Source organism: Actinacidiphila sp. DG2A-62 (genome assembly GCF_035825295.1).
Lineage (GTDB): Bacteria > Actinomycetota > Actinomycetes > Streptomycetales > Streptomycetaceae > Actinacidiphila.
The window spans coordinates 7,006,080-7,029,732 of record NZ_JAYMGI010000002.1; the positions used below are offsets into that span (position 1 = coordinate 7,006,080).

The following is a 23,653-nucleotide window of genomic DNA, read 5'->3' on the forward strand; positions in this document are numbered from 1 at the left end:
ACCGGTGACTTCCCGGCGGGTGTTCTCCCCCTCAGGGGTGGGGACAGCCCCACCCTCCCCTTCCTGGTTGTCCCCTACACCGGTCGGCTCCCGGGGCCGGCGCGGGCCGCGCGGCGCCTGCCGGCGGGCCGGCGCCGGCCGCTCAGCGCCGCGGCGCCGGCGGCTGCAGGCTGAACGCGGCGGTCTTCAGCGAACGCCGCATGGCCAGCGCTATCGGCTGCTCGGCGAACCGGTGCACCAGATAGGACAGCCCCACCAGGGCCGCCACGGTGACCCCGACCAGCACCCAGGGGTCGACCCGGGTGCCGTAGCGGTGGGCGACCGTCATGCCGACGGTGTCGTGCAGCAGGTACAGCGGGAAGGTGAGCGTGCCGGCCACCGTCAGCCCGCGCCAGCGCAGCCACCGGGTCCAGCCCAGCGCGATCGCCGCGATCAGCGCGAAGAACACGGTGATGACCAGCACCAGCCAGCCCCGCCACGGCGACCATGTGTCCCAGTTGTTGCGCCCGCCGCCCGGCGCCAGCAGGAAGTGCAGCGCCAGCAGCCACGACATCGCCACGATGCCCCACAGCAGCGGCGTCGGCCGGTAGCGGTACATCAGGTAGAAGGCCATCCCGGCGATGAAGTACGGCGCCGAGGTCGGGTTCACCATCAGCGTCAGCAGCGGGATGCGCGCGCCGGGCGCCAGCACCGTGGCGACCGTCCACAGGCCGCAGAAGACCACCACCCGGCGGTAGCTCAAGCCCTTCCACACCACCACCGCGAAGGTCAGGTAGAAGCACAGTTCCGGCCAGAGCGTCCAGTACGCCGGGTCCAGGTTGTCCACCCCGAGCGGCGTCTGCAGCATGGTGAAGTTCGCGAACAGCAGCCGCGGGTTGGGATGCCCGAACGGGCTGTCGGTCAGGTAGATCACGCACGCCGACAGCACGATCGCCACCCAGTACATCGGGTAGAGCCGGGTCACCCGGGAGATGAAGAAGTCCCGCGGGCTGCGCCCCCACGCGCTCATGCAGATGACGAAGCCGCTGATCAGGAAGAACAGGTCGACGCCGAGCCGCCCGAAGGCGAAGTAGCGGTGCACGGCGGGGAAGGTCTGCTGGTACGGCAGCCCCCAGATGTCGACCATCGCCCACGGCGTCTGGCCGATGAAGTGGAAGAGCACCACCGACATCGCGGCCAGGAACCGCAGCCCGTCGAGGGCCGCCAGCCGGTCCCTGCGCACTCCGGGGCGCGGCGCCGCGACGCTCCCCGTCGGCGCCGCGGCCGGCAGCGGGACCTTCGTCGTCGTCCCCGCCCCGGCGGCGCCCGCCGTAGGTCCCCCCGGTCCGCCCGCTCCCTCCTCCGTCCCCCGTGTCGCTGCCTGCGGCGCGGTCGTCTCCCGATGCTCGATCTGGGCCATGCGTCCACCGTTCCGGTGTCGTCCTCCAGTTACAGGGCTCCGGAACCCTCGATCACATGACCGACCAACCGACCGAAAGGTTGCTCTCAGGCAACCACAAGACGACCCACAGGCGAACGCGCCTCGTCGTACCGGCGCAGCAGCAACTCGGCGACCTCGGGGGCGTCGCCCAGCACCGGCGCCAGCACATCGGCCCCGGCCTCGCGGGCGCCGCGCTCGATGCGGTCCGGCAGGAAGCCGGGCGCGAGGACGTACGGAGCCACGGCGACCGACCGTACACCGTCGGCCCTCAGCCGCCGGACGACGTCCCCGGTGCGGGGGAGTGCGGCCGAGGCGTACGCGGGCCGCACCGCGCGCCAGCCGCTGCGCCGCCACCGCCGGGCGATCCCGGCGATCACCGCGCGCGCCTCGGGGTCGGTGGAGCCCGCGGAGGCCAGCACCACACCGGTCGAGGCCCGGTCGGCCGCGGTCAGGCCGGCCTCGCGCAGCCGCCGCTCCAGCGCGGCGACCAGCAGCGGCGACGGCCCGAGCACCGCGGCGGTGTGCAGCCGCGGCACCGGCAGCCCCAGCGGCGGCAGCGCCGCGGCGGCCTCCCGCAGCACCGCGGGGATGTCGGACTTGGCGTGGAAGGCGCGGGTCAGCAGCAGCGGCAGCACCACGGCCTCGGCCACCGCGTCGGCGGCCAGCAGCCGCACCGCCCGCGGCACGGACGGCGCGCAGAAGTCCAGGAACGCGGTCTCCACCCGCAGCCCCGGCCGCGCCGCCGCCACCCGCGCGGTCAGCGCCCGTACGGTCGCCGCGTGCCGGGGGTCGCGCGAGCCGTGCGCGACCACCAGCAGCGGCGGCGGCGCCGGCGCCGGCGGGACCAGCCGCAGGACGCGCCGCGCGCTCACTGGTTCCTTGCGGTCAGGCCGCGGCTGCGCAGCACCCAGCGCTCCAGCGGACTGAAGACGATCTGGTCGATGGCGATGCCGACGAACAGGATCAGCAGGATGCCCAGGAAGACGCCGGCCATGTCCGAGCCCTCCCGCATGTTCTCCAGGTAGCGGCCGAGGCCCACGCCGAGGTCGGGGGAGGAGGCGATCAGCTCCGCGGCCATCAGCGACCGCCAGGAGAACGCCCAGCCCTGCTTCAGCCCCGCGACGTAGCCGGGCAGCGCGGCCGGCAGCAGGACGTACCAGGCGCCGCGCACCCCGGTCGCGCCGATCACCCGGCCGGCCCGCAGGTACAGCGGCGGCACCTGGTCGATGCCCGACACCAGGCCGTTGGCGATCGAGGGCACCGCGCCCAGCAGGATCACCGCGTACATCGCCGAGTCCTCGATGCCCAGCCAGATCACCGCGGCCGGCACCCACGCCACCGACGGCAGCGACTGGAGCCCGGACAGGATCGGGCCGATCGCCGCGCGGACGAACGGCACCCGGGCCACCACCAGGCCCAGCGGGGTGCCGATGGCCAGCGCCGCCAGGAAGCCGAGCAGGCCGCGCTCGACGCTGGTCCAGATGATCGAGAACAGGTCGCCGGCCTCCCAGCGGTCCCGCAGCTCGCCCCAGACCGCGTGCGGGCTGGGCAGCTTGGTCGGGTCGGACACGCCCGCCGCCACCGCGATCTGCCACACCGCCACCACCAGCACGATCGCGGTGAGCGGCGGCACCACCTTCTTCAGCAGCACCTGCCCGACCGGGGCGCGGCCGACGGACACGGTCTCCAGCGCGTCCAGCCCCGCCTCCAGGCCGGACAGGTCGTCGCGTGGACCGTGCGGGCCGTTCGGGTCGCCCCGGTCCACCACCGCGCCGGCCGCCTCCCCGGACGTTCCGGTCTTCCCGGTCTTCCCGGTCTTCCCGGTCTGCCCGAGCTGCTCGGTCTCCCCGGTGTGCCCGGTCTTCGTGTCGGCGCCCTGCGCGCCGGCCTCAGTGCTGGCCATGACGGCGGATCTCCCCCCGCAGTTCCTCGGTGATCTCCACGGACAGGTCCGCCACCGCGGCGTCCTCGATGCGGCGCGGCTGCGGGATGTCGATGCGCCACTCCCGGGCGATCCGGCCCGGGCGCGAGGACATCAGCACGACGCGCTGCGCCAGGCGCACCGCCTCCCGCACGTTGTGGGTGACGAACAGCACCGACAGCTCGGTCTCCGACCAGATCCGGGTCAGCTCGTCGTGCAGCACGTCCCGGGTGATCGCGTCCAGCGCGGCGAACGGCTCGTCCATCAGCAGCAGCGAGCTGTCCTGGGCCAGCGCCCTGGCCAGCGCCACCCGCTGCCGCATGCCGCCGGACAGCTCGTGCACCCGCTTGCGGTACGCGCCGCCCAGCCGGACCAGCGACAGCAGCCGCTCGGCCTCCGGGCGGCGCTCCTCGCGCGGCACCCCGCGCAGCCGCAGCGCCAGCTCGATGTTGCGGCCCGCGGTCAGCCACGGGAACAGCGCGTGCTCCTGGAACATCAGCGCCGGCCTGCTGCCGGGCGCGTCGATGCTGCCGGCCGACGGCTGGTCCAGCCCGGCGACCAGGTTCAGCAGCGTCGACTTGCCGCAGCCCGAGGCCCCCAGGAGGCAGACGAACTCGCCGGGCGCCACGTCCAGCGTGATGCCGTCGAGCACGGCCTGCCGGGCGCCGGGCCGGCCGAACGCCTTCGACACGTGGTCCAGGCGCGCGGCGTACGCGGCGGGGCGGGCGGCCGGCGCCGCGGGTCCGGTCAGAGTGTCGGCCATGGGTGTCACCTCCTGGGGGTCATCGGATACGGGATCGGTGTGCGGATACGGGATCGGTGCGCGGATACGGGATCGCTCGGGGGTCGTGGGTGTGGGACCGGTCGCGGCCAGCGGTGGCGGGACCGGTCACGGGCGCCTACTGCGTGCCGAGGCCCGCGGCGCTCACCGCCGGCTTGCCCTGCGACGTCAGCACCTTGTTGAGCAGCGTCAGGTCGTAGATCCCGTCCAGCTTGGGGGCCTTGAGCAGGCCCGCGGCCACCGCGTGCTCGGCCTCGGCCTTGGCGGTGGACGCCAGCGGGTCGTCCAGCACCTTGATCGACTGCCAGGCCGGGTCCAGGACGTTCGCCGGCAGCGCCTTCTGGGTCAGCGCCTTGAGCTGGTCGTTGGCGTCGGCCTTGGCCTTGTCGGAGTTGGCGTTGATCCACGCGTTGGTCTTCACCGAGCCGCGCAGCACCGCCTCGACCACGTCCGGGTGGGCGGTCAGGAACTTCTGCGACACGATCACGTTGGTGATCACGAAGAGCTTGTCCGGCCACAGCGTGCTCTCGTCCAGCAGCACCTTGGCGCCCTCGGCGACCAGCTTCGAGGCGGTGGGCTCCGGCACCCACGCGCCGTCGATCGAGCCGTTCTTGTACGCGTCCGGGGTGATCTTGTTGTCGGTGCGGATCACCGACACGTCGCCCTTGCCGCTCTGCGCGTCGACCTTCCAGCCGCGCGAGCTGATCCAGTTCAGCAGCGCCACGTCCTGGGTGTTGCCCAGCTGCGGGGTGGCGATCTTCTTGCCCTTGACGTCGTCCAGGGTCTTGATCTTCTTCGGGTTGACCACCAGCTTCACGCCGCCGGAGGCCGAGCCCGCGATGATCCGCAGGTCGCTGCCGCCGGACTTGGTGTAGCCGTTGATGGACGGCGAGGGGCCGATCCAGCCGATGTCGATGGAGCCGGCGTTCAGCGCCTCGATCTCCGCGGGCCCGGCGTTGAAGGTGGCCTGCTTGATCTTCGTGGCGCCCAGCTCCTGCTGGAAGAAGCCCTCCTTCAGCCCGACCAGCGCGGTGGCGTGGGTCAGGTTCGGGAAGTAGCCGATCTTCACCTCGTCGGCGGACAGCTTGACGGCGCTGCTGCTGCCGCCCGTCGCGGCGGGCGTCGCGGCGCTGTCGTCGGACTTGTCGGAACCGTAGCCGCAGGCGGCCAGCGCGCCGAACAGGATCGGCAGGGCGGTCGCCGCGGCGACGAGTCTGCGACGGCGGGAGGAGGAGCGGGCGGACGGGCGGAGCTGGGCAGACACGGAGGTGTCCTCTCGTAAGGCCCGGCGTGTCGCGCCCGTCGTACGTCAGGGCGCGGCCGGAGTGGCGTCAGGTCTTCGACAGCGGTGCGGCGCGGGGAGCGCCGCGCGGATCGCGGGCACGGCGGTGGCGCGTGCGCGGCGGGAACGGCGGAAACGCGAGCGGACCGTCAGCCCGCACATCGCGCGACCCCGCCCGTGCCCGAGCCGAGCGAGCCGCTGCCGACGCGCCCGCCCTCCTTCGCGAAACCGGAGAACGCCTCCGTGGCCTGGTGCTGCACGGTCAGAAGTCCCATCCGCCGTCGTCCGCGCCCGCCCCGGCGGGCGCCTGGGCGCCGGCGGGCGCGGCGAACGCCTCGCCGGCCATGCCCGCGGTCAGCGTGGCGCCGTCGGCCGGGTCGATCAGCAGGAACGATCCGGTCAGCCGGGACACCGCGTACGGGTCCATCGGCAGCGGCTCCGCGGTGCGCAGCACCACCGTGCCGATGTCGTTGACCTCAAGACGCTCCGGCAGGTCCTGGTGGGCCAGCCCGTGCGACAGGTCGATCCGGTAGGGCAGCTCCTTGACCAGCGCCTTGACGGTCCGGGTGCCGTGCTTGAGCAGCACCCGCTCACCGATCCGCAGCGGCCGCTCGTGCAGGTGGCAGACCGTGGCCCGCACGTCCTGGCCGATCGGCGGCGCGTCCGCGGCCGGCGCGATCAGGTCGCCGCGCGAGACGTCCAGGTCGTCGGCGAGCAGCAGCGTCACCGACTGCGGCGCCCACGCGCTGTCCACCGGCTCGCCCAGCGCGTCGATGCCCGCGACCGTGGTGGTCCGGCCGGACGGCAGCACCGTCACCGCGTCGCCCACCCGGAACATCCCCGAGGCGATCCGGCCCGCGTAGCCGCGGTAGTCCGGGTGCTCGGCGCTCTGCGGCCGGATCACGTACTGCACCGGGAAGCGCGGCGGGCACCCGGCCAGGTCGTGGCTGACCGGCACGGTCTCCAGGTGCTCCAGCACGGTCGGGCCGCCGTACCAGTCCATGTGCGAGGACGGCTCCACCACGTTGTCCCCGGCCAGCGCCGAGATCGGGATCGCGGTCACGTCGGGCACGCCCATCGAGGCGGCGTAGCCGGTGAACTCCTCGGCGATCGCGGCGAACACCGGTTCCGCGTAGTCCACCAGGTCCATCTTGTTCACCGCGAGCACCACGTGCGGCACCCGCAGCAGCGCGGCCACCGCGGCGTGCCGGCGGGTCTGCTCGACCACGCCGTTGCGCGCGTCCACCAGCACCACGGCCAGCTCCGCGGTCGAGGCGCCGGTGACCATGTTGCGGGTGTACTGCACATGGCCGGGCGTGTCGGCGAGGATGAAGCGGCGGCGCGCGGTGGCGAAGTACCGGTAGGCCACGTCGATGGTGATGCCCTGCTCCCGCTCGGCCCGCAGGCCGTCGGTCAGCAGCGCGAGGTCCGGGCCCTCCTGGCCGCGGGTCAGCGAGGCGCGCTCGACCGCCTCCAACTGGTCGGTCAGCACCGACTTGGAGTCGTGCAGCAGCCGCCCGACCAGCGTCGACTTGCCGTCGTCCACCGAGCCGGCGGTGGCGAAGCGCAGCAGCGTGGCCTGGGCGTCCGCGCCCGGTCCGGCGCCGAGGGACTGCGTGGTGCTCGTCATGGCTAGAAGTACCCCTCGCGCTTGCGGTCTTCCATCGCCGCTTCGGACAGCTTGTCGTCGGCCCGGGTGGCGCCGCGCTCGGTCAGCCGGGACGCGGCGATCTCCGCGATCACCGCCTCCAGCGTGGTCGCGTCGGAGTCCACCGCGCCGGTGCAGGACATGTCGCCGACCGTGCGGTAGCGCACCAGGCGGGTCTGCACCGGCTCGCCGTCCCGCGGCCCGCCCCACTCGCCGGGGGTCAGCCACATGCCGTTGCGCGCGAACACCTCGCGCTCGTGCGCGAAGTAGATCCGCGGCAGCTCGATCCGCTCCCGCGCGATGTACTGCCACACGTCCAGCTCGGTCCAGTTGGACAGCGGGAAGACCCGGACGTGCTCGCCCGGCGCGTGCCGGCCGTTGTACAGCGACCACAGCTCGGGGCGCTGGCGGCGCGGGTCCCACTGGGAGAACTCGTCGCGCAGCGAGAACACCCGCTCCTTCGCGCGGGCCTTCTCCTCGTCGCGCCGGCCGCCGCCGAAGACCGCGTCGAAGCGCAGTTCGCGGATCGCGTCGGTCAGCGGCACCGTCTGCAGCGGGTTGCGGGTGCCGTCGGGGCGCTCGCGCAGCCGCCCGTCGTCGATGTAGTCCTGCACCTTCGCCACGTGCAGCCGCAGGGAGTGCGCGGCCACCGTGCGGTCCCGGAAGTCCAGCACCTCGGGGAAGTTGTGCCCGGTGTCCACGTGCAGCAGCGCGAACGGCACCGGCGCCGGCGCGAACGCCTTCAGCGCCAGGTGCAGCATGACGATCGAGTCCTTGCCGCCGGAGAAGAGGATCACCGGCCGCTCGAACTCGCCCGCCACCTCGCGGAAGATGTGCACCGCCTCGGACTCCAGCGCGTCCAGGTGGGTCAGCGCGTACGGGCTGCCCGTCGCCTCCGGGTGCGCCACGGTGGTCGTCATGCCGCCAGTCCCCTCTCCACGAGCAGTGCGTGCACGGCCGCCGCCGACTGCTCGACGGTGCGCCCCTGCGTCTCGATCCGCAGGTCCGGGTCCTCCGGCGGCTCGTACGGATCGTCCACGCCGGTCAGCCCGCTCAGCTCGCCCGCGGCCTGCCGGGCGTACAGGCCCTTGACGTCGCGCCGCGCGCAGACGTCGACGGGGGTGGCGACGTGCACCTCGACGTAGCCGGTGCCCTGGGTCTGGTGCCGCTTGCGGACCGCCTCGCGGCTGTCCGCGTACGGCGCGATGACCGGCACCAGCACCAGCACCCCGTGGGAGGCCAGGAGTTCGGCGACGAAGCCGATGCGCTGCACGTTGGTGTGCCGGTCCTCGCGGCTGAAGCCGAGGCCGGCGGAGAGGAACTCGCGGATCTCGTCGCCGTCCAGCACCTCGACCCGGCGGCCGTCGGCGCGCAGCCGCTCGGCCAGCGCCAGCGCGACGGTGGTCTTGCCGGCGCTCGGCAGGCCGGTGAGCCAGACGGTGGCCCCGGTGCTCATGGCGTCCTCCCGGTGGGTCGCGGCGGTCGCGACGGTGGATGTGGTCACAGGTGTATCCCGCACTCGGTCTTGCCCAGCCCCGCCCAGCGGCCGGCGCGCGCGTCCTCGCCCTCCAGCACCCGGCGGGTGCACGGCGCGCAGCCGATGGAGGCATAGCCGTCCATCAGCAGCGGATTGGTGAGTACGCCGTGCTCGGCGACGTACGCTTCCACGTCTTTCTGAGACCAACGTGAGATCGGGGCGATCTTCACCTTGCCGCGGCGGGCGTCCCAGCCGACCACGGGGGTGTTCGCGCGGGTCGGCGACTCGTCCCTGCGCAGCCCGGTCGCCCACGCGTCGTAGCCCTTCAGGCCCTCCTCCAGCGGCGCGACCTTGCGCAGCGCGCAGCACAGGTCGGGGTCCCGGTCGTGCAGCCGCGGGCCGTACTCGGCGTCCTGCTCGGCCACGGTCTGCCGCGGGGTGAGGGTGATCACGTTCACGTCCATCACCGCGGCGACGGCGTCGCGGGTGCCGATGGTCTCGGGGAAGTGGTAGCCGGTGTCCAGGAACACCACGTCCACGCCCGGCGCCACCCGCGAGGCCAGGTGGGAGACCACGGCGTCCTCCATCGAGGAGGTCACGCAGAACCGGCTGCCGAAGGTGTCGACGGCCCAGCGCAGGATGTCGGTGGCGGACGCGTCCTCCAGGTCGCGGCCCGCCTGCTCGGCGAGCTGCCGCAGTTCCTCGTCGGTGTGCTGTGCGGTGGTCACGTGGCGCCTCCAGACGGCGGTACGTGCGGGGTGCGGGAGGCCGACGCCTCCCGGGCGGCGAACCCCTCGGCCAGCAGGCCGAGGAACTTCAGCTGGAACGCGCGGTTGCAGGCGTGGCACTCCCACGCGCCGTGCCCCTGCTCGGAGGGGCGCAGGTCCTCGTCGCCGCAGTAGGGGCAGTGGAAGGGCGCGGCGCGCTCGGTCACGACAGCGCCTCCTCGGAGGCGCGGGCCGCCCACTGGGCGAACCGCTCGCCGTCGGTGCGCTCCTGCTGGAAGCGGCGCAGCACCCGCTCGACGTAGTCGGTGAGTTCGGCGGAGGTGACCTTCAGGCCGCGGACCTTGCGGCCGAAGCCGGCGTCCAGGCCCAGGCCGCCGCCCAGGTGCACCTGGAAGCCCTCGACCTGGTTGCCCTCGGCGTCGGTGACCAGTTGGCCCTTCAGACCGATGTCGGCGGTCTGGATGCGGGCGCAGGAGTTGGGGCAGCCGTTGACGTTGATGCCGATCGGCTCGTCGAACTCCGGCAGCCGTCGCTCCAGTTCGTCGATCAGTGCGGAGGCGCGGTCCTTCGTCTCCACGATCGCCAGCTTGCAGAACTCGATCCCGGTGCAGGCCAGGGTGCCGCGCCGGAAGGACGACGGCCGCACCCGCAGGTCCAGCGACTCCAGCGCGGCGGTGAGCGACTCCACCCGCTCGCCCGGCACGTCCAGCACCACCATCTTCTGGTCGGTGGTGGTGCGCAGCCGGTCCGAGCCGTGCTCGGCGGCGATCTCGGCGATCTTGGTGAGCGTGGCGCCGTCCACCCGGCCGACGCGCGGCGCGAAGCCGACGTAGAAGTTGCCGTCCTGCTGCCGGTGCACGCCGATGTGGTCGCGCCAGACCTGCTGCGGCAGCCGCGGCGCGGGGCCGTCGACGAGCGGGCGCTTGAGGTACTCCTCCTCCAGCACCTGGCGGAACCGCTCGGGGCCCCAGTCGGCCATCAGGAACTTCAGCCGGGCGCGCGAACGCAGCCTGCGGTAGCCGTAGTCGCGGAAGATGCCGACCACCCCGGCCCACACCTCGGGCACCTCGGCCAGCGGCACCCAGGCGCCGAGCCGCTCGCCGAGCCGCGGGTTGGTGGACAGCCCGCCGCCGACCCACAGGTCGAAGCCGGGGCCGTGCTCGGGGTGCTCGACGCCGACGAAGGACACGTCGTTGATCTCGTGCACCACGTCCATCAGCGGCGAGCCGGAGATGGCGGTCTTGAACTTCCGCGGCAGGTTGGAGAACTCCTTGCTGCCGATGTACCGGTCGTGGATCTGCTCGATCGCCCAGGTGCCGTCGATGATCTCGTCCTCGGCGATGCCGGCCACCGGCGAGCCGATGATCACCCGGGGCACGTCGCCGCACGCCTCGGTGGTGGACAGGCCCACCGCCTCCAGCCGGCGCCAGATCTCGGGCACGTCCTCGATCCGGATCCAGTGCAGCTGGATGTTCTGCCGGTCGGTGATGTCCGCGGTGCCGCGGGCGAACTCCTGGGACACCTCGCCGATCACCCGCAGCTGGGCCACCGTCAGCCGGCCGCCGTCGATCCGGACCCGCATCATGAAGTAGCGGTCGTCCAGCTCCTCCGGCTCCAGCACCGCGGTGCGGCCGCCGTCGATCCCGGGGCGGCGCTGGGTGTACAGGCCCCACCAGCGCATCCGGCCGCGCAGGTCGGCGCCGTCGATCGAGTCGAAGCCGCCGTGGGCGTAGATCGTCTCGATGCGTGTCCGCACATTGAGACCGTCGTCGTCCTTCTTGGTCTGCTCGTTGCCGTTGAGCGGGGTGAAATGCCCTTTCGCCCACTGGCCCTCGCCGCGGTGGCGCCCGGACTTGCGGCGGCCCGCGGGCGCGGCGGCGCGTGCGGGCGCGGCCGGGGGCTGGGGGTGTTCGGGGCTGGCGGCCATGGCGTTGCGTCCTTCGGGCAGGCTTGACGAGCGGGTCGGAAAGGCGCGCGCCGGTCCCCTGACCTGGCCGGTCGGGCGCGACGCGGGCCGCTCGACGGGCGGCGGGCGTGGCGAGGCCCGCGCGTCCACGACGGCGGGGACGGCGCAGGAGTGACAGGGGTGACGCGTCAGGGGCGCCGGGTGCGGTCAGCCCGCCGGACAGATGGCGCTGGACACGCGGCAGAAGTCGACGTGCGGCCGACCTACCAAGGCGATTCCCGTGCGCGACATGACGAAAGCGTGGCACGCCGGTCTCCGGAGCGTCCACCGACATCCGCTATGTGGACGTCAATATCCCATTTAGTGAGACGATGTGGTCCGGGTCACCCTGAAGCCGCGGCGCTCGTAGTTGGCCAGCGCGTACGGGCCGTCCAGCGAGCAGGTGTGCACCCACACCCGGGCGGTCGGCTCCCGGCCCGGCCACCGCGCGGCCAGGTCCCAGGCCCGCGCGGCGCCGTAGGACAGCAGGTGGCCGCCGATGCCCCGGCCGCGGAAGTCCGGCAGCAGCCCGAAGTACACGATCTCCACCGCGCCGTCGTCCTGCGCCTCCAGCTCCACGTACCCCGCGGGCGTGCCGCGTTCGTACGCCACCCATGTCTCGCAGCCGGGCCGCTCCAGATACGCCGCCCAGCGCTCGGGCGGCCACTCCAGCCGGTCCGTCCACGACACGTCGCCGCCCACCGCCGTATACAGGAACCGGCTGAACGGCGCGGAGGGTATCTCGGCCCGCACCACCGACACGCCGGCGCCCGAGGCAGGCGCGGCGGCCGGCCGCAGCTCGGCCGCGGCGGTCATCTCCAGATACCACGTGGTCACGGGCGTGGTCCCGGGCTCGGTGGGCGTCGCCGTCATACCGGCCACTGTACGGGCGGGGTGTGACAGCCCGGCCCGGGGCGGCGGGGCCGGCTGCCGTGACGTTTCCGCACAGCTCAGGGGCCGCGGACGTCAAGGCGCCAGCCGCGCCGCCAGCACCGCGGGGGCCACCGAGTGGGGGAGCAGGTCGTGCGCGCGGGTCGGCCGCAGCAGGCTCACGTCCACGCCGTCGGCGAAACGATACGGCCGGTGGGCCAGCACCCCGCCGAGGTTGCGCCGCAGCCGGGACATCTCCGCCCGCACGGTGACCGTACGGCTCGGGTCGCCGAACAGGTCCGCCGCCAGCTCGGCCGCGCTGCGCCCCGAGCGCCGCGCCGCCAGCACGAACAGCAGCTCGGCGTGGCGCGGACTCAGCCGCTGCGACCAACTCCCCGCCGCGCCGCTCACCGTCACCGTCGCGGCCCCCGGCCGGCTCACATCGAGCAGCACCCGGCTCGGCGCGGGCAGCCCGTCCTGCGGGGCGACCCGCACCAGCCAGCCGCCGGGCAGCGGTTCCAGGGTGCAGCGGCCCAGCGACGGCAGCCAGGTCTGCCCGGCCCGGGCCGGCGCCGGCAGCGCCACCCGGTCGACCGGCGCGAGCCCGGTGACCGCGGCCGTCCAGCCGTTGGGGTCGACGGCCAGCGCCCGGCCGCCGATCCGGGCCAGGATCGGCGCGGCGATCGCCCGCAGCCGCTCCACCGCCGCCCAGTGCGCCGCCCGCAGCTCCGCCTCGGCGACCCGCGCCACCGCGGTCACCAGGGACAGCGTCGACGGATGCAGGTTCGCCGCCGGACCGCTGACGTCCACCACGCCGATCAGCCGCCCGTCGCGCGGGTCGTGCAGCGGGGCCGCGGCGCAGGTCCACGGGTGGTGCAGGCGGACGAAGTGCTCGGTGGAGTGCACCTGGAGGGGCGCGCGGGTGATCAGCGCGGTGCCGATCGCGTTGGTGCCGACCGATTCCTCCGCCCAGGACGCGCCCTCCGCGAAGCCCAGCCGGTCCGCGCTCCTGCGCACCGCGAGGCTGCCGTCGCGCCACAGCACCCGGCCCTCGGCGTCGGTGACGACCATCAGGTGCAGCGCCGCGTCCGCGATCGGCACCAGGCCCTCGCGCAGCGCCGGCAGCACCGTGCGGATCGGCCCCGCGCCGCGGCGGTACTCGATCTCGTCGGTGCTCAGCGGCTCGGTGCCGCGGCCCGACTCCGGGTCCACGCCGAGCCGCAGCGCCCGCGACCACGACTCGGAGATCACCGCGCGGGCCGAGCCGTGCGGCGCGTCCCCGGCCGGTGCGGCCTCCTGGGCGGCGACGTCCCTCGCGGGCACCGCCGGTCCGACTGGTGGTTGAGCCACGTCCCTCCCGCTCTGTCCGCGTCGTGCCACGGTCCCATGCTGCCCCTCGGGCCCCGCCGGGCGCAGCGCAATCGGTCATCACCGCCGCGGCGGGTGGCTGCTGTCACCCGGGCGGTGAGCTGCGCCCCGCCGCGCGTTGCAACCGGCTGCAACCCTTGCGGCGCGCGCGCCCTGGACCGAGAGTGACGCCGCGTCACCGAAAACGGCGCCGAGTCGGCGCGGCGCCGTTTTCGTTTTAGACTTCGTTTCTTATGGCGCGATCGTTCGTTGTTCCGTGCATGACGGATCTGGTTGAGCGGTTGGTGCCGGACGAGTTGTGGGTGTTGTTCCGGCGGGTGGTGCCACCGACTGAGGTGATACGTCCGCAGGGCGGCGGCCGACGCCGGGCTGGTGACCGCGAGGCTCTGGCTGCGATCATCTTCGTGGCGACGTCGGGCTGCACGTGGCGGCAGTTGCCGCCGGTGTTCGGGCCGGCCTGGCAGACGGTCTACCAGCGGTTCGCCCAGTGGAGCCGGGAGCGGGTCTGGGCGCGGTTGTATCGCGTGATCCTCGACGAGCTCGGGGCGCGGGGCGAGTTGGACTGGTCGCGGTGCGCTATCGACTCGGTCAGTCTGCGGGCGACAAAAGGGGGCCTTTGACGGGACCGAATCCGACCGACCGCGGCAAACTCGGATCGAAGATCCACCTGATCACCGACCGGAACGGGCTGCCCCTGTCCCTGGGGATTTCCGGCGCGAACATGCACGACAGCCAGGGCCTGGAGCCGCTCGTGCGAGGCATCACGCCCATCCGCTCCCGCTGCGGGCCCCGGCGACGGAAGCCGGCGAAACTGCACGCCGACAAGGGCTACGACTACGACCACCTGCGCCGATGGCTCCGCGAGCGCGGCATCCGCCCCCGCATCGCCCGCAAAGGCATCGAGTCCTCACAACGGCTGGGCCGACACCGCTGGGTCGTGGAGAGAACCGTCTCCTGGCTGGCCGGCTGCCGACGGCTCCACCGCCGCTACGAACGCAAGGCCGAGCACTTCCTCGCCTTCGTCGGCATAGCCGCAATCCTCATCGGCCACCGCCGACTCGCCCGCCTAGATGCGCAAGGGCATTCAGTGTGAGGTTCCAACGCTGCTGGTGCAGACACGCAAGGGCGCGATCTCAGGCTCCGTCATGACCTGCTCCAAGTGGCCGTCCGCCTCGTCCAGCTCCGGCCAGGCGACGACCCCTGGCATGTTGTCGGCCAGGAAACCCTCCACGATCGGACCAAGTTGGTCGGCAACCCTGTAGGTGCCGTCGAACGGCAACTCCTCCGGAGGAACGGAGCCGGTCGAGCACCGGAGCTGCCCGGCCTGCCCGTCGTGCCACACATAGAACGTCGCCACTCCGGAGAAGCCCAGCTCGCGAATGCGTTCCCGGATGCCGGCAGCAGTCTGTTCGAAGGCAGCGACCACCTCGGCAGCGGACAACGGCCGCCCGTCCTCGTCACCTGCACCCAGCGACCAGGTGTTCGTCTCCCACTCCACCCGCCGGTTACCCGGCTCCAATGCAAGCGGCTCTTCGGCCACCTCAGCGATCCATGTCAACAGCACTGAAAGCAGTATCCCCGCCTGGAAGGGGGTGGGGCCGACCATAAGAAACGATGTCTTATTGCCGGCGTCTCGCCTCCGGGCCCTCAGCCCCGGTGTTCGTCGTGTCCTCGCCCCTCGGTTACTCCGCCTCCACCGGGGCGGCCCGGCGGACGATCGCGGCGTGGTCGAGGCCGGCCGGGAGGGTGCCGAAGGCGGCTCCCCAGTCGCCGCCGAGGCGCGAGGCGCAGAAGGCGTCGGCGACCGCGGGCGGGGCGTGGCGTACCAGCAGGGAGCCCTGCAGGACCAGGGCCATTTGCTCGACCACCCGGCGTGCGCGGGCCTCGATGCCCTCCAGGTCGGCGAGGTCGGCGAACAGGTCCTTGACCGCCGCGTCCAGCCGGTGGTCCGCGCCGCGCGCCAGGCCGATCTCGGTGAGGAACGCGTCCAGCGCCCGCGGCTCGCGCTGGAGCACCCGCAGCACGTCCAGCGCCTGGACGTTGCCCGAGCCCTCCCACACCGAGTTCAGCGGCGACTCGCGGAAGATCCGCGGCATCCCGGACTCCTCCACGTACCCGTTGCCGCCCAGGCACTCCAGCGCCTCGGCCGCCACCGCGGGACACCGCTTGGTCACCCAGTACTTGGTGACCGCGACGCCGAGCCGGCGCAGCGCCCGCTCCTGCTCGGTGTCCGCGTCGTACGCCGCGGCCATCCGCAGCGCCGTGGTGGTGGCCGCCTCGGACTCCAGGGCCAGGTCCGCCAGGACGTTGCGCATCAGCGGCTTGTCGACCAGCGGCCCGCCGAACGCCTGCCGGTACGTCGCGTGGTGGACCGCCTGCGCCACCGCCTGCCGCATCAGCGCCGCCGAGCCGAGCGCGCAGTCCAGCCGGGTCGCGGCCACCATGCCGATGATCGTGGCGACGCCGCGGCCCTCCTCGCCGACCCGCCGCGCCCAGGTGCCGCTGAACTCGACCTCGCTGGAGGCGTTGGAGCGGTTGCCCAGCTTGTCCTTCAGCCGCTGGATCGCGAAGACGTTGCGGCTGCCGTCGGGCAGCACCCGCGGCAGCAGGAAACAGGTCAGCCCTCCCCCGTAGCCTTCGGCACGGGAGGTGCCCCCGGGCACCTGCGCCAGCACCAGGAAGCCGTCCGACATCGGCGCGGAGCAGAACCACTTGTGCCCGGTCAGCGCGTAGGCGCCCGGCTCCGCCAGCGGCTCGGCCCGGGTGGTGTTGGCCCGCACGTCCGAGCCGCCCTGCTTCTCGGTCATGCCCATCCCGAACAGCGCCCCGGGCTTGGCGCCGGGCGCGACCAGCTGCGGGTCGTAGGTCCGCGACCCCAGCCGCGGCTCCCACTCGGCGGCCAGTTCCGGTTCGGCCCGCAGCGCCGGGACCGCCGCGTGCGTCATCGAGACCGGGCAGCCGTGCCCGGCCTCCACCTGCGACCACACCAGGAAGCCGGCCGCCCGGCGCAGATGGCCGTCCGGGCGCGACCAGGCGTCGGTGAGCCCGGCGGAGACCGCGTGGCCGAGCAACCGGTGCCAGGACGGGTGGAACTCCACCTCGTCGATCCGGTTGCCGTAGCGGTCGTGCGTCCGCAGCACCGGTGCGTAGGTGTTCGCCTCCTCCGCCCACTTCTGCGCCTGCGCGGAGCCCGCGGCCCGGCCCAGCTCGGCCAGCTCCGCCTCGATGCCGGCCAGCCGGCCGGGATCGGCGTGCCGCGCCACCGCCTCGACGAGGGCGCGGTCGGTGCTGTAGACGTCGTGGCCCACCAGCGGGGGAGCCTGGTTCGTCACCGTGTGAGTGAGGGTGGTCATGCCAGCTAACGTAAGGGCGTGCAAGCAGCGGAAGAAAGAAGCCATCGGCGTCCGACCCGGTGGCACAGGGCGCGGGCCCTGTACCGGAACGTCTCCAAGCGCAAGGTCGCCTGGCTGCTGCTCAAGGACACGGTCGACTCCTGCATGGAGTACCGCGTCACCGGGCTCGCCGCGGAGGCGGCCTTCTTCGTGCTGCTCTCGCTGCCCCCGCTGCTGCTCGGCCTGGTCGGGGCGCTCGGCTACGTCGACACCGTCATCGGGCTCGACACCATAGACCACATCCGGCACAACATTCTGAGCGCGTCCTCGACCGTGCTCTCCGACAAGGGCGTCAACCAGCTGGTCAAACCGCTGGTCGACGACGTCTTCCACGGCCGCCGCCCGGACCTGATCTCCCTCGGCTTCCTGATCGCCCTGTGGTCGGGCTCGCGCGCGGTCAACGTCTTCGTCGACACCATCACGATCATGTACGGCCTGGAGGGCCGCCGCGGCATCGTCATGACCCGCCTGATGTCCCTGGGGCTGTACGTGGTCGCGCTGGTGCTCGGCGCGGCCGTGCTGCCGCTGGTGGTGGTCGGCCCGGACGCGGTGACCGACGTGCTGCCCGGCGGCGCCGGCACCGTGCACGTCCTGTACTGGCCGTTCGTGCTGCTCGCCTCGATCGCCTTCCTCACCACCCTCTACCACGTGTCGGTGCCGGTCAGGTCGCCCTGGTACGAGGACGTGCCGGGGGCGCTGGTCGCCCTGCTGATGTGGGTGGTCGGCAGCTTCGTGCTGCGCATCTATCTCACCCACGCGGTGGAGGGTCCGACCATCTACGGCTCGCTGGCCGCGCCCGTCGCGGTGCTGCTGTGGATCGGCGTGTCCGCCTTCGCGGTGCTGGTCGGCGCGGCCGTCAACGCCGCGGTCGACCGGGTCTGGCCGTCGCTGGCCACGAAGGCCGCGCGCGAGGAGAACGCGCGGCTGCGGGAGGCCGCGGCGGCCGAGGTGGTCGCCCGCGCGGCGGCGCGGCGGGCCCGTCAGGCCGCCGCGGCCGAGGCGGGGGAGGACGAGGACGACGACGGCGAGCCGCCCGCGGAGTACCCCGAGCGCTGGGCGGACATCCTGCCGCACGGCGACGTGCGCTCCCGGCTGCGTCGGCGCTCCGAGCCGCCGCTGCCGGGCCGGACGATGCCGGGGCAGCCGGCCGCCGGCCAGCCGCTGCCCGGGCAGCCGCTGACCGGGCAGCCGCTGCCCGGTCAGCCCTCGCCCGACCGGTCGATGCCCGGCCGGCAGCCGTCCGACGGGCCGACCCCTGGCCGGCCCGTGTCCGGCCCGCGCGGACAGGACCCGGCGCGGCAGCCGCCGGAGCCGCCGCCGGGGCTGCGCCCCCCGGCGTCGCCGCTGCCGCCTTTGTCGGCGCCTTCACCCGTGCCCGCGCCGGGAGCGCCGCAGCCGGTGTGGCCGGACCAGCCGCCGAGGCTGCCCCCGCAGCCTCCCCGGCCGCCGCTGCCTCCCGAGCCGCCGCAGGGACCGCCGTACGCCGCGCCCTCTCCGCACCCGTCGCACCCCCCGCACCTGCCCCCGGGGCCGCCCGCCTCCCCGCGGCCCCGGCATGGCTCCGACCACCGTCAGCCCTGACCCCGCGCGCCGTACGGCCCCAGCCCGGTGGCCCGGTGGCCCGGTCGGCCCGGTCGGCCCGGTCCCGTCCCGCCGGCCGGCTCGCCGCCGCGCGGCCCGGTGCGACCATGGGGGAGTGGGCCGGTACCAGGAGTGGAGCGGGCGGGCCGCGGGCGTCACGGTGTGGACCCGCACGGTCGGCGCGGACCCGCCTGCCGCCACGGGCGTACGTGCCGGGTACGCGGCCGGCCCGCTGGACATTCGCCCCCAGGACGCCGCGAGCGCTCCGCGAGCATCGGGCGGGCCGGGCGCGTCCGCGCGGTCCGGACCCGTGACCCTCGCGCGGGCGCCGTACCGGGTGCTGCCCGACGGGTGCATGGATCTGCTCTGGTGCGAGGGCGAACTGCTGGTCGCGGGCCCCGACACCGTGGCGTACGTGGCGAGCGCGCGGGTCGGGACGCGGTACGCGGGGCTGCGTTTCGCGCCCGGGTCCGCGCCGCGGGTGCTGGGCGTGCCGGCGAAGGAGCTGCGGAACCGGCGGGTCCCGCTGGACGCGCTGTGGGGGGACGGACCGGCCCGGCGGCTCGCCGAGCGCGCGGCCGAGGACCCCGCCGCCGCCCTCGACGCCTGGGCCGCCCGCCGTGTCCTGCGGATGGCAGGGGAGGAGACGTCGGGCGACGCGGCCAGGCGCGGCGAGCGGCGGCTGCCGGCCGAGATCGCGGCGCGGCTGGCCGCGGGCCGCGGTGTCGCCGAGGTCGCGGCGGCCGTGGGCCTGGGCGAGCGGCAGTTGCGGCGGCGCTGCGAGGACGCCTTCGGTTACGGGCCCAAGACGCTGGCCAGGGTGCTGCGGTTGCAGCGGGCGCTGGAACTGGCCCGCGGCGGGCTGCCGTTCGCGTCGGTCGCCGCCGACGCGGGCTACGCCGACCAGCCGCACCTGGCCCGCGAGGTCAGGGCGCTGACCGGGCTGCCGCTGAGCGAACTCCTCACCGCGTAGCGGCGGTTCGCGTCACCGGGCCGCTCGTGCCCACCACCCGGCGGCCGTTGGCTCGCTGGGAGCTTCACGCCCATCGCCTGGCGGGTGTGCGCCCTCCGGGAGTTCGCGCCCACCGCCTGGCAGGTGTGCGCCCCACCGTAGTTCGCGCCCACCGCCCACCGTCCGGCATTCACCGCCCGGCGGCCGTGCGCCTTCCGCCCGGCCGCGCACCTCACCGCTCGCGCGGGGTTCAGCCGGCGGCCGGGGGCTCTTCGGAGGCGGCGAAGAGGTCGACGGTGTTGCCGTCCGGGTCGTGGACGACCGCGTACCGCTGCCCCCAGAAGGCGTCCCACGGCTCCAGCCGGCCGGTGTGGCCCGCCGCCGTCAACTCCGCGTACACCGCGTCCACTCCCGCGGGCGACCCGCAGTCGAAGGCCAGGCCGATCCGGCCGTCCCCACCCGTCGGGGTCCAGTCCGGGTGGAAGGAGCGGACCGTCGCCTCGGTGTCCCAGGCCAGCCGCGGGCCGCCGGGCAGCGCCGCCTCCACGTGCGGCTCGCCGTCCGCGCCGGGCGGCACCTCGACGCCCAGGCGGCGGTAGAAGGCCAGGGACGCCGCCATGTCGGCGACGACCAACCCGATCAGGTCGAAGCGCGGCGTGACCCGCTGACCGGGCCCGCCGTCCTGGCGGCCCGCCGCGTCGTGCGTGTTCTGTGCGTTCATGCCCCTCACGCTAGGCGGCGCGCCCCCGCGGGTCTTGAACGAAACGGACACGCCGCGATCCGGCCGCGATCCGGCCCGCCCGCCGTTCGCCCGCCGCCCGCGCGCCGCCCGCCCGGCCCCGGCGACCGCTCCCGTGGCCCCGCCCCCAGGCTCCCGCGGGGTCATGGATCTGACCACGAGCCATTGACATGAACATAGTCTGGACCTTTCAATCAGGGCCACAGGCGCGCGCCCCCACCGTCGCCCACAGGAAGGCCCCCCACATGCTCAGACGACGTACCGCGGCCCAAACGCTGGTACGGCTGTTCGCGCTGCTCGCCGTGCTGCTCGGCTACCAGGCCGCGCCCGCCGCCCACCCCGCGCACGCCGACACCCCGTTCCACGTGATCGCGTTCTACGACGGCACTTACGACGCGGCGCACATCAGCTTCGTCCACGAGGCCAACGCGTGGTTCCCGCAGCAGGCCGCCGCGAACGGCTTCACGTACACCGCCACCAACGATTGGTCCCAGCTCACCGCCGCCAACCTGGCGAACTACCAGGTGGTGATGTTCCTCGACAACTACCCCGGCACGGCCGCCGAACAGAGCGCGTTCCGGACCTACATGGACAACGGCGGCGGCTGGATCGGCTTCCACGTCGCGGCGTACAACGACTCCTCGTCCGACAGCTGGTCGTGGTACCACCAGACGTTCCTGGGCACCGGCCTGTTCCAGTCCAACAGTTGGGGGCCGACGGCCGAGACGCTGCGGATCGAGGACCCCGCCCACCCGGCGACCGCGGGCCTGCCCGCCACCATCACCTCGTCGGTCAGCGAGTGGTACAGCTGGCAGAACGACCTGCGGAACAACCCGGACATCGACATCCTCGCGTCGATGGACCCCTCGACGTTCCCGATCGGCACCGATCCCGACCAGACGTGGTACAGCGGCTATTACCCCATCGTCTGGTCCAACCGGAACTACCGCATGGTCTACAACAACTTCGGCCACAACGCGATGGACTACACGACGAACACCGCCCTGTCGTCCACCTTCGCCAGCGCGCAGCAGAACAAGCTCCTGCTCCAGGAGATCGCGTGGGCGGCCGGCAGGTCGGGACCGGTCACCCCGCCGTCGGGTGGGGCCACCGGTGCGATCCGGTCGGGTTACGCGGGCAAGTGCGTGGACGTGGCGGGGGCGAGCAGTGCGAACGGCGCGGCGGTGCAGCTCTACGACTGCAACGGGACGAACGCGCAGAGCTGGACGGTGGGTTCGGACCGTTCGCTCAAGGCGCTGGGCAAGTGCATGGACGTGACCGGGGCGGGTACGGCCAACGGCACGACCGTGCAGCTGTACGACTGCAACGGCACGGCCGCGCAGAAGTGGCACGCCTCCGGCTCGACGCTGGTCAACGACGGCTCCGGCAAGTGCCTGGACGCCACCGGGCCCAGCTCGGCCAACGGCACCCGGCTGCAGATCTGGAGCTGCACCGGATCGGTCAACCAGCAGTGGACATTGCCGAGCTGACCGGATGAGGCGCGGGTGTGGGGCAGGTCAGGCCGGATAGGCGTGCGTCTGGGCGGCCTTGACGGTGGCCCACACCCGCGCGCCCCGCACCAGGGCGAGTTCGGCGACCGCGACCGCGGTCAGGTCGGCGGTGAGCGCCAACCCGCCGGGCTCGGTCGCCGTCCCGCCGGCATCGGTCGCCAACCCGCCGGGCCCCGCCGCCGTCCCATCGGGCTCCGCCGCCGTCCCGCCGGGCTCGGCGGCCAGTGCGACGCGGATCTGGTCGCCGTGCGACTCCATGCCGGTGACCCGGGCCGGCCAGGCGTTGCGTGCGCTGGAGTCCGGGCGCGCCGGGTGCAGCGTCACCGCGCTCGGCGGGAACGCGACGAAGGCCGGGCCGGACAGCGACTCCGCGGCGGTCAGGGCCAGTTCGGGCCCGAGCGTCACCAGGTGACCGTCCGCCTCGCCGCGGTAGAGGTTGAGCCCGACCAGCCGGGCGACGTAGTCGGTACGCGGCCGGCGGGCGATCTCGGCCGGCGTGCCCTCCTGCACCACCTCGCCGTGCTCGACCACCACCAGCCGGTCGGCCAGCACCATCGCGTCCAGCGGATCGTGCGTCACCAGCACCGCGACCGCCTCGAACTCCGCGAGATGGCGGCGCAGTTCGGCCCGCACCTCCAGCCGTGCGGCCGCGTCCAGCGCGGCCAGCGGCTCGTCGAGCAGCAGCAGCCGCGGCGCGGTCGCCAGCGCCCGGGCCAGCGCCACCCGCTGGGCCTGGCCGCCGGACAGCCGCCGGGGCCTGGCGTGCGCGTGGTCGGCCAGACCCATCCGGTCCAGCAGGTCCGCGGCGAGCTGCCGGGCCCGCGCCCTGCCCATGCCGCGGCAGCGCGGCCCGAAGGCGACGTTGTCCAGCGCGCTCAGGTGCGGGAAGAGCAGGTAGTCCTGGAAGATCACGCCGCACGGCCGGTCCTCGGGCGGCACCCGCAGCCGCAGCGCCGGGTCCTCCAGCACCGCGGCGTCCAGCGTCAGCGCGCCCCCGGTCAGCGGGGTCAGCCCGGCCAGCGCGCGCAGCGCCGTGGTCTTGCCCGCGCCGTTCGGCCCGAGCAGCGCCAGCACCTCGCCAGGGGCCGCCGCCAGCCGCACGTCCAGCCGGAACGCGCCCCGGTCCACCACCAGGTGCGCGTCGAGACCGGCGCTCCCGCTCCCCGCCGTCACGCCGCCGCCCCCGTCCAGCGGTCGCGCAGGCCGGCCAGCACCGCCACCGAGACCGCCAGCAGCACCAGGCTCAGCGCGATCGCCGCGTCCGGGTCGTCCTGGAGGGCGAGGTAGACCGACAGCGGCATGGTCTGGGTGCGGCCGGGGAAGCTGCCCGCGAAGGTGATCGTCGCACCGAACTCGCCGAGTGCCCGCGCCCAGGCCAGCACCGCGCCCGCGGCCACGCCCGGCGCGATCATCGGCAGGGTCACCCGGCGGAAGGCGGTGAAGCGCGAGGCGCCCAGCGTCGCCGCGGCCTCCTCGAAGCGCGTGTCGGCGGCCCGCAGCGTGCCCTCGACGCTGATCACCAGGAACGGCATCGCCACGAACGCCTCGGCCACCACCACCCCGGCCGTGGTGAACGGCAGGGTGATCCCGAACCACGCGTCCAGCCAGCGCCCCACCACGCCGTTGCGGCCGAGCGCCAGCAGCAGCGCCACACCGCCCACCACCGGGGGCAGCACCAGCGGCAGCGTCACCAGGGCCCGTACGATCCGGCGGCCGGGGAAGCGGGTGCGGGCCAGCAGCCAGGCCAGCGGCACGCCCAGCACCAGCGCCACCACGGTCGCCGAGGTCGCCGTCTCCAGCGACAGTCGCAGCGCCTGCCACACCGCGGCGCCGGTCAGCTGGTCCGGCATCGACCGCCACGGCGCCCTGATCAGCAGCGCCAGCAGCGGCACCAGCAGGAACGCCATGCCCACCACGGCGGGCGCCAGCAGCGGCAGTGGAGCGCCGCGCGGCCGTCGCCGCGGGCCCGCGGACCGTCGCACGCGCGGCTGCGAGGACCGCCCCGCGCCAGGACCGGGAAACCGCTTCACGGGCTGCC

23 protein-coding genes and 1 pseudogene are annotated in these 23,653 nt (G+C 74.0%); 4 read left to right on the plus strand and 20 right to left on the minus strand.

Annotation, left to right across the window (positions count from 1 at the left end; all coding sequences use genetic code 11):
• Positions 1–142: 142 nt before the first annotated feature.
• The 15 genes from VSR01_RS31220 to VSR01_RS31290 form a co-directional block, all read right to left on the minus strand.
• On the minus strand, positions 143–1,399 hold the full coding sequence (locus VSR01_RS31220; protein ID WP_326452361.1) for an acyltransferase family protein: 1,257 nt from the start codon (positions 1,397–1,399) through the stop codon (positions 143–145).
• 86 nt (positions 1,400–1,485) lie between these two features.
• Positions 1,486–2,292, minus strand: coding sequence for a sirohydrochlorin chelatase (locus VSR01_RS31225; protein ID WP_326452362.1), 807 nt, complete (start codon positions 2,290–2,292; stop codon positions 1,486–1,488).
• Positions 2,289–3,323 carry an ABC transporter permease gene (locus VSR01_RS31230; RefSeq protein ID WP_326452363.1) on the minus strand — a complete coding sequence of 345 codons (1,035 nt, stop codon included), beginning with the start codon at positions 3,321–3,323 and terminating at the stop codon, positions 2,289–2,291. Before VSR01_RS31230 ends, VSR01_RS31225 begins: the two co-directional genes overlap by 4 nt.
• Entirely contained in the window at positions 3,310–4,104 is a 795-nt protein-coding gene (locus VSR01_RS31235) for an ABC transporter ATP-binding protein (protein ID WP_326452364.1), read from the minus strand. The genes VSR01_RS31230 and VSR01_RS31235 overlap by 14 nt, the downstream gene beginning before the upstream one ends.
• Positions 4,105–4,240: 136 nt before the next feature.
• The gene (locus VSR01_RS31240; RefSeq protein WP_326452365.1) at positions 4,241–5,386 is read right to left on the minus strand and encodes an aliphatic sulfonate ABC transporter substrate-binding protein; all 1,146 of its coding nucleotides are present in this window, start codon (positions 5,384–5,386) and stop codon (positions 4,241–4,243) included.
• Between the two features lie 167 nt (positions 5,387–5,553).
• The gene (locus tag VSR01_RS31245) at positions 5,554–5,679 is read right to left on the minus strand and encodes a hypothetical protein (RefSeq protein WP_326452366.1); all 126 of its coding nucleotides are present in this window, start codon (positions 5,677–5,679) and stop codon (positions 5,554–5,556) included.
• The gene (locus tag VSR01_RS31250) at positions 5,667–7,034 is read right to left on the minus strand and encodes a sulfate adenylyltransferase subunit 1 (RefSeq protein ID WP_326452367.1); all 1,368 of its coding nucleotides are present in this window, start codon (positions 7,032–7,034) and stop codon (positions 5,667–5,669) included. The genes VSR01_RS31245 and VSR01_RS31250 overlap by 13 nt, the downstream gene beginning before the upstream one ends.
• Before the next feature lie 2 nt (positions 7,035–7,036).
• A complete protein-coding gene (gene cysD / locus VSR01_RS31255) occupies positions 7,037–7,972 on the minus strand; it encodes a sulfate adenylyltransferase subunit CysD (protein ID WP_326452368.1) in 936 nt (311 codons plus the stop codon).
• Positions 7,969–8,508 carry an adenylyl-sulfate kinase gene (gene cysC / locus VSR01_RS31260; RefSeq protein ID WP_326453919.1) on the minus strand — a complete coding sequence of 180 codons (540 nt, stop codon included), beginning with the start codon at positions 8,506–8,508 and terminating at the stop codon, positions 7,969–7,971. Before cysC ends, cysD begins: the two co-directional genes overlap by 4 nt.
• 44 nt (positions 8,509–8,552) lie before the next feature.
• Positions 8,553–9,257, minus strand: coding sequence for a phosphoadenylyl-sulfate reductase (locus VSR01_RS31265; protein ID WP_326452369.1), 705 nt, complete (start codon positions 9,255–9,257; stop codon positions 8,553–8,555).
• Positions 9,254–9,463, minus strand: a complete 210-nt coding sequence (locus VSR01_RS31270) for a hypothetical protein (protein ID WP_326452370.1) — start codon at positions 9,461–9,463, stop codon at positions 9,254–9,256. Before VSR01_RS31270 ends, VSR01_RS31265 begins: the two co-directional genes overlap by 4 nt.
• Positions 9,460–11,184 carry a nitrite/sulfite reductase gene (locus tag VSR01_RS31275; protein WP_326452371.1) on the minus strand — a complete coding sequence of 575 codons (1,725 nt, stop codon included), beginning with the start codon at positions 11,182–11,184 and terminating at the stop codon, positions 9,460–9,462. The genes VSR01_RS31270 and VSR01_RS31275 overlap by 4 nt, the downstream gene beginning before the upstream one ends.
• 186 nt (positions 11,185–11,370) lie before the next feature.
• On the minus strand, positions 11,371–11,454 hold the full coding sequence (locus tag VSR01_RS31280) for a putative leader peptide (RefSeq protein ID WP_322899662.1): 84 nt from the start codon (positions 11,452–11,454) through the stop codon (positions 11,371–11,373).
• A gap of 69 nt (positions 11,455–11,523) precedes the next feature.
• Entirely contained in the window at positions 11,524–12,075 is a 552-nt protein-coding gene (locus tag VSR01_RS31285) for a GNAT family N-acetyltransferase (RefSeq protein ID WP_326452372.1), read from the minus strand.
• A gap of 93 nt (positions 12,076–12,168) precedes the next feature.
• Positions 12,169–13,395 carry a GAF domain-containing protein gene (locus VSR01_RS31290; protein WP_326452373.1) on the minus strand — a complete coding sequence of 409 codons (1,227 nt, stop codon included), beginning with the start codon at positions 13,393–13,395 and terminating at the stop codon, positions 12,169–12,171.
• A 305-nt stretch (positions 13,396–13,700) separates the two neighbouring features.
• Here VSR01_RS31290 and VSR01_RS31295 point away from each other — a divergent pair.
• Positions 13,701–14,533 (plus strand): IS5 family transposase gene (locus VSR01_RS31295; protein ID WP_442785589.1). Its coding sequence is split into 2 segments (ribosomal slippage): positions 13,701–14,055 and positions 14,055–14,533, totalling 834 coding nucleotides; the frame shifts between segments, so codons are not numbered across the junction.
• On the opposite strand, the gene VSR01_RS31300 is transcribed toward VSR01_RS31295, so the two are convergent.
• Both VSR01_RS31300 and VSR01_RS31305 read right to left on the minus strand, forming a co-directional pair.
• Positions 14,525–15,046 (minus strand): hypothetical protein, encoded by a 522-nt coding sequence (locus tag VSR01_RS31300; protein ID WP_326449134.1) that lies wholly within the window; start codon positions 15,044–15,046, stop codon positions 14,525–14,527. The two genes, VSR01_RS31295 and VSR01_RS31300, sit on opposite strands and share 9 nt — an antisense overlap.
• A 76-nt stretch (positions 15,047–15,122) precedes the next feature.
• On the minus strand, positions 15,123–16,793 hold the full coding sequence (locus VSR01_RS31305; RefSeq protein ID WP_326452375.1) for an acyl-CoA dehydrogenase family protein: 1,671 nt from the start codon (positions 16,791–16,793) through the stop codon (positions 15,123–15,125).
• 18 nt (positions 16,794–16,811) lie between these two features.
• Between VSR01_RS31305 and VSR01_RS31310 the strand changes: the two are divergent.
• A pseudogene (locus VSR01_RS31310) lies at positions 16,812–17,930 on the plus strand (YihY/virulence factor BrkB family protein); the annotation flags it as partial.
• Between the two features lie 793 nt (positions 17,931–18,723).
• The gene (locus VSR01_RS31315; protein WP_326453920.1) at positions 18,724–19,386 is read left to right on the plus strand and encodes a helix-turn-helix transcriptional regulator; all 663 of its coding nucleotides are present in this window, start codon (positions 18,724–18,726) and stop codon (positions 19,384–19,386) included.
• Positions 19,387–19,615: 229 nt separating this feature from the next.
• Here VSR01_RS31315 and VSR01_RS31320 read toward each other — a convergent pair whose 3' ends face one another.
• Positions 19,616–20,086 carry a VOC family protein gene (locus tag VSR01_RS31320; RefSeq protein ID WP_326452376.1) on the minus strand — a complete coding sequence of 157 codons (471 nt, stop codon included), beginning with the start codon at positions 20,084–20,086 and terminating at the stop codon, positions 19,616–19,618.
• A gap of 263 nt (positions 20,087–20,349) precedes the next feature.
• Between VSR01_RS31320 and VSR01_RS31325 the strand changes: the two genes are divergently transcribed.
• Positions 20,350–21,594, plus strand: a complete 1,245-nt coding sequence (locus VSR01_RS31325) for a ThuA domain-containing protein (RefSeq protein WP_326452377.1) — start codon at positions 20,350–20,352, stop codon at positions 21,592–21,594.
• A gap of 27 nt (positions 21,595–21,621) precedes the next feature.
• Here the strand turns inward: VSR01_RS31325 and VSR01_RS31330 are convergent, their stop codons facing one another.
• Positions 21,622–22,806, minus strand: a complete 1,185-nt coding sequence (locus VSR01_RS31330) for an ABC transporter ATP-binding protein (RefSeq protein WP_442785729.1) — start codon at positions 22,804–22,806, stop codon at positions 21,622–21,624.
• Positions 22,785–23,645: an ABC transporter permease gene (locus VSR01_RS31335; protein ID WP_442785730.1), complete on the minus strand. Its 861-nt coding sequence runs from the start codon at positions 23,643–23,645 to the stop codon at positions 22,785–22,787. Before VSR01_RS31335 ends, VSR01_RS31330 begins: the two co-directional genes overlap by 22 nt.
• Between the last annotated feature and the right edge of the window lie 8 nt (positions 23,646–23,653).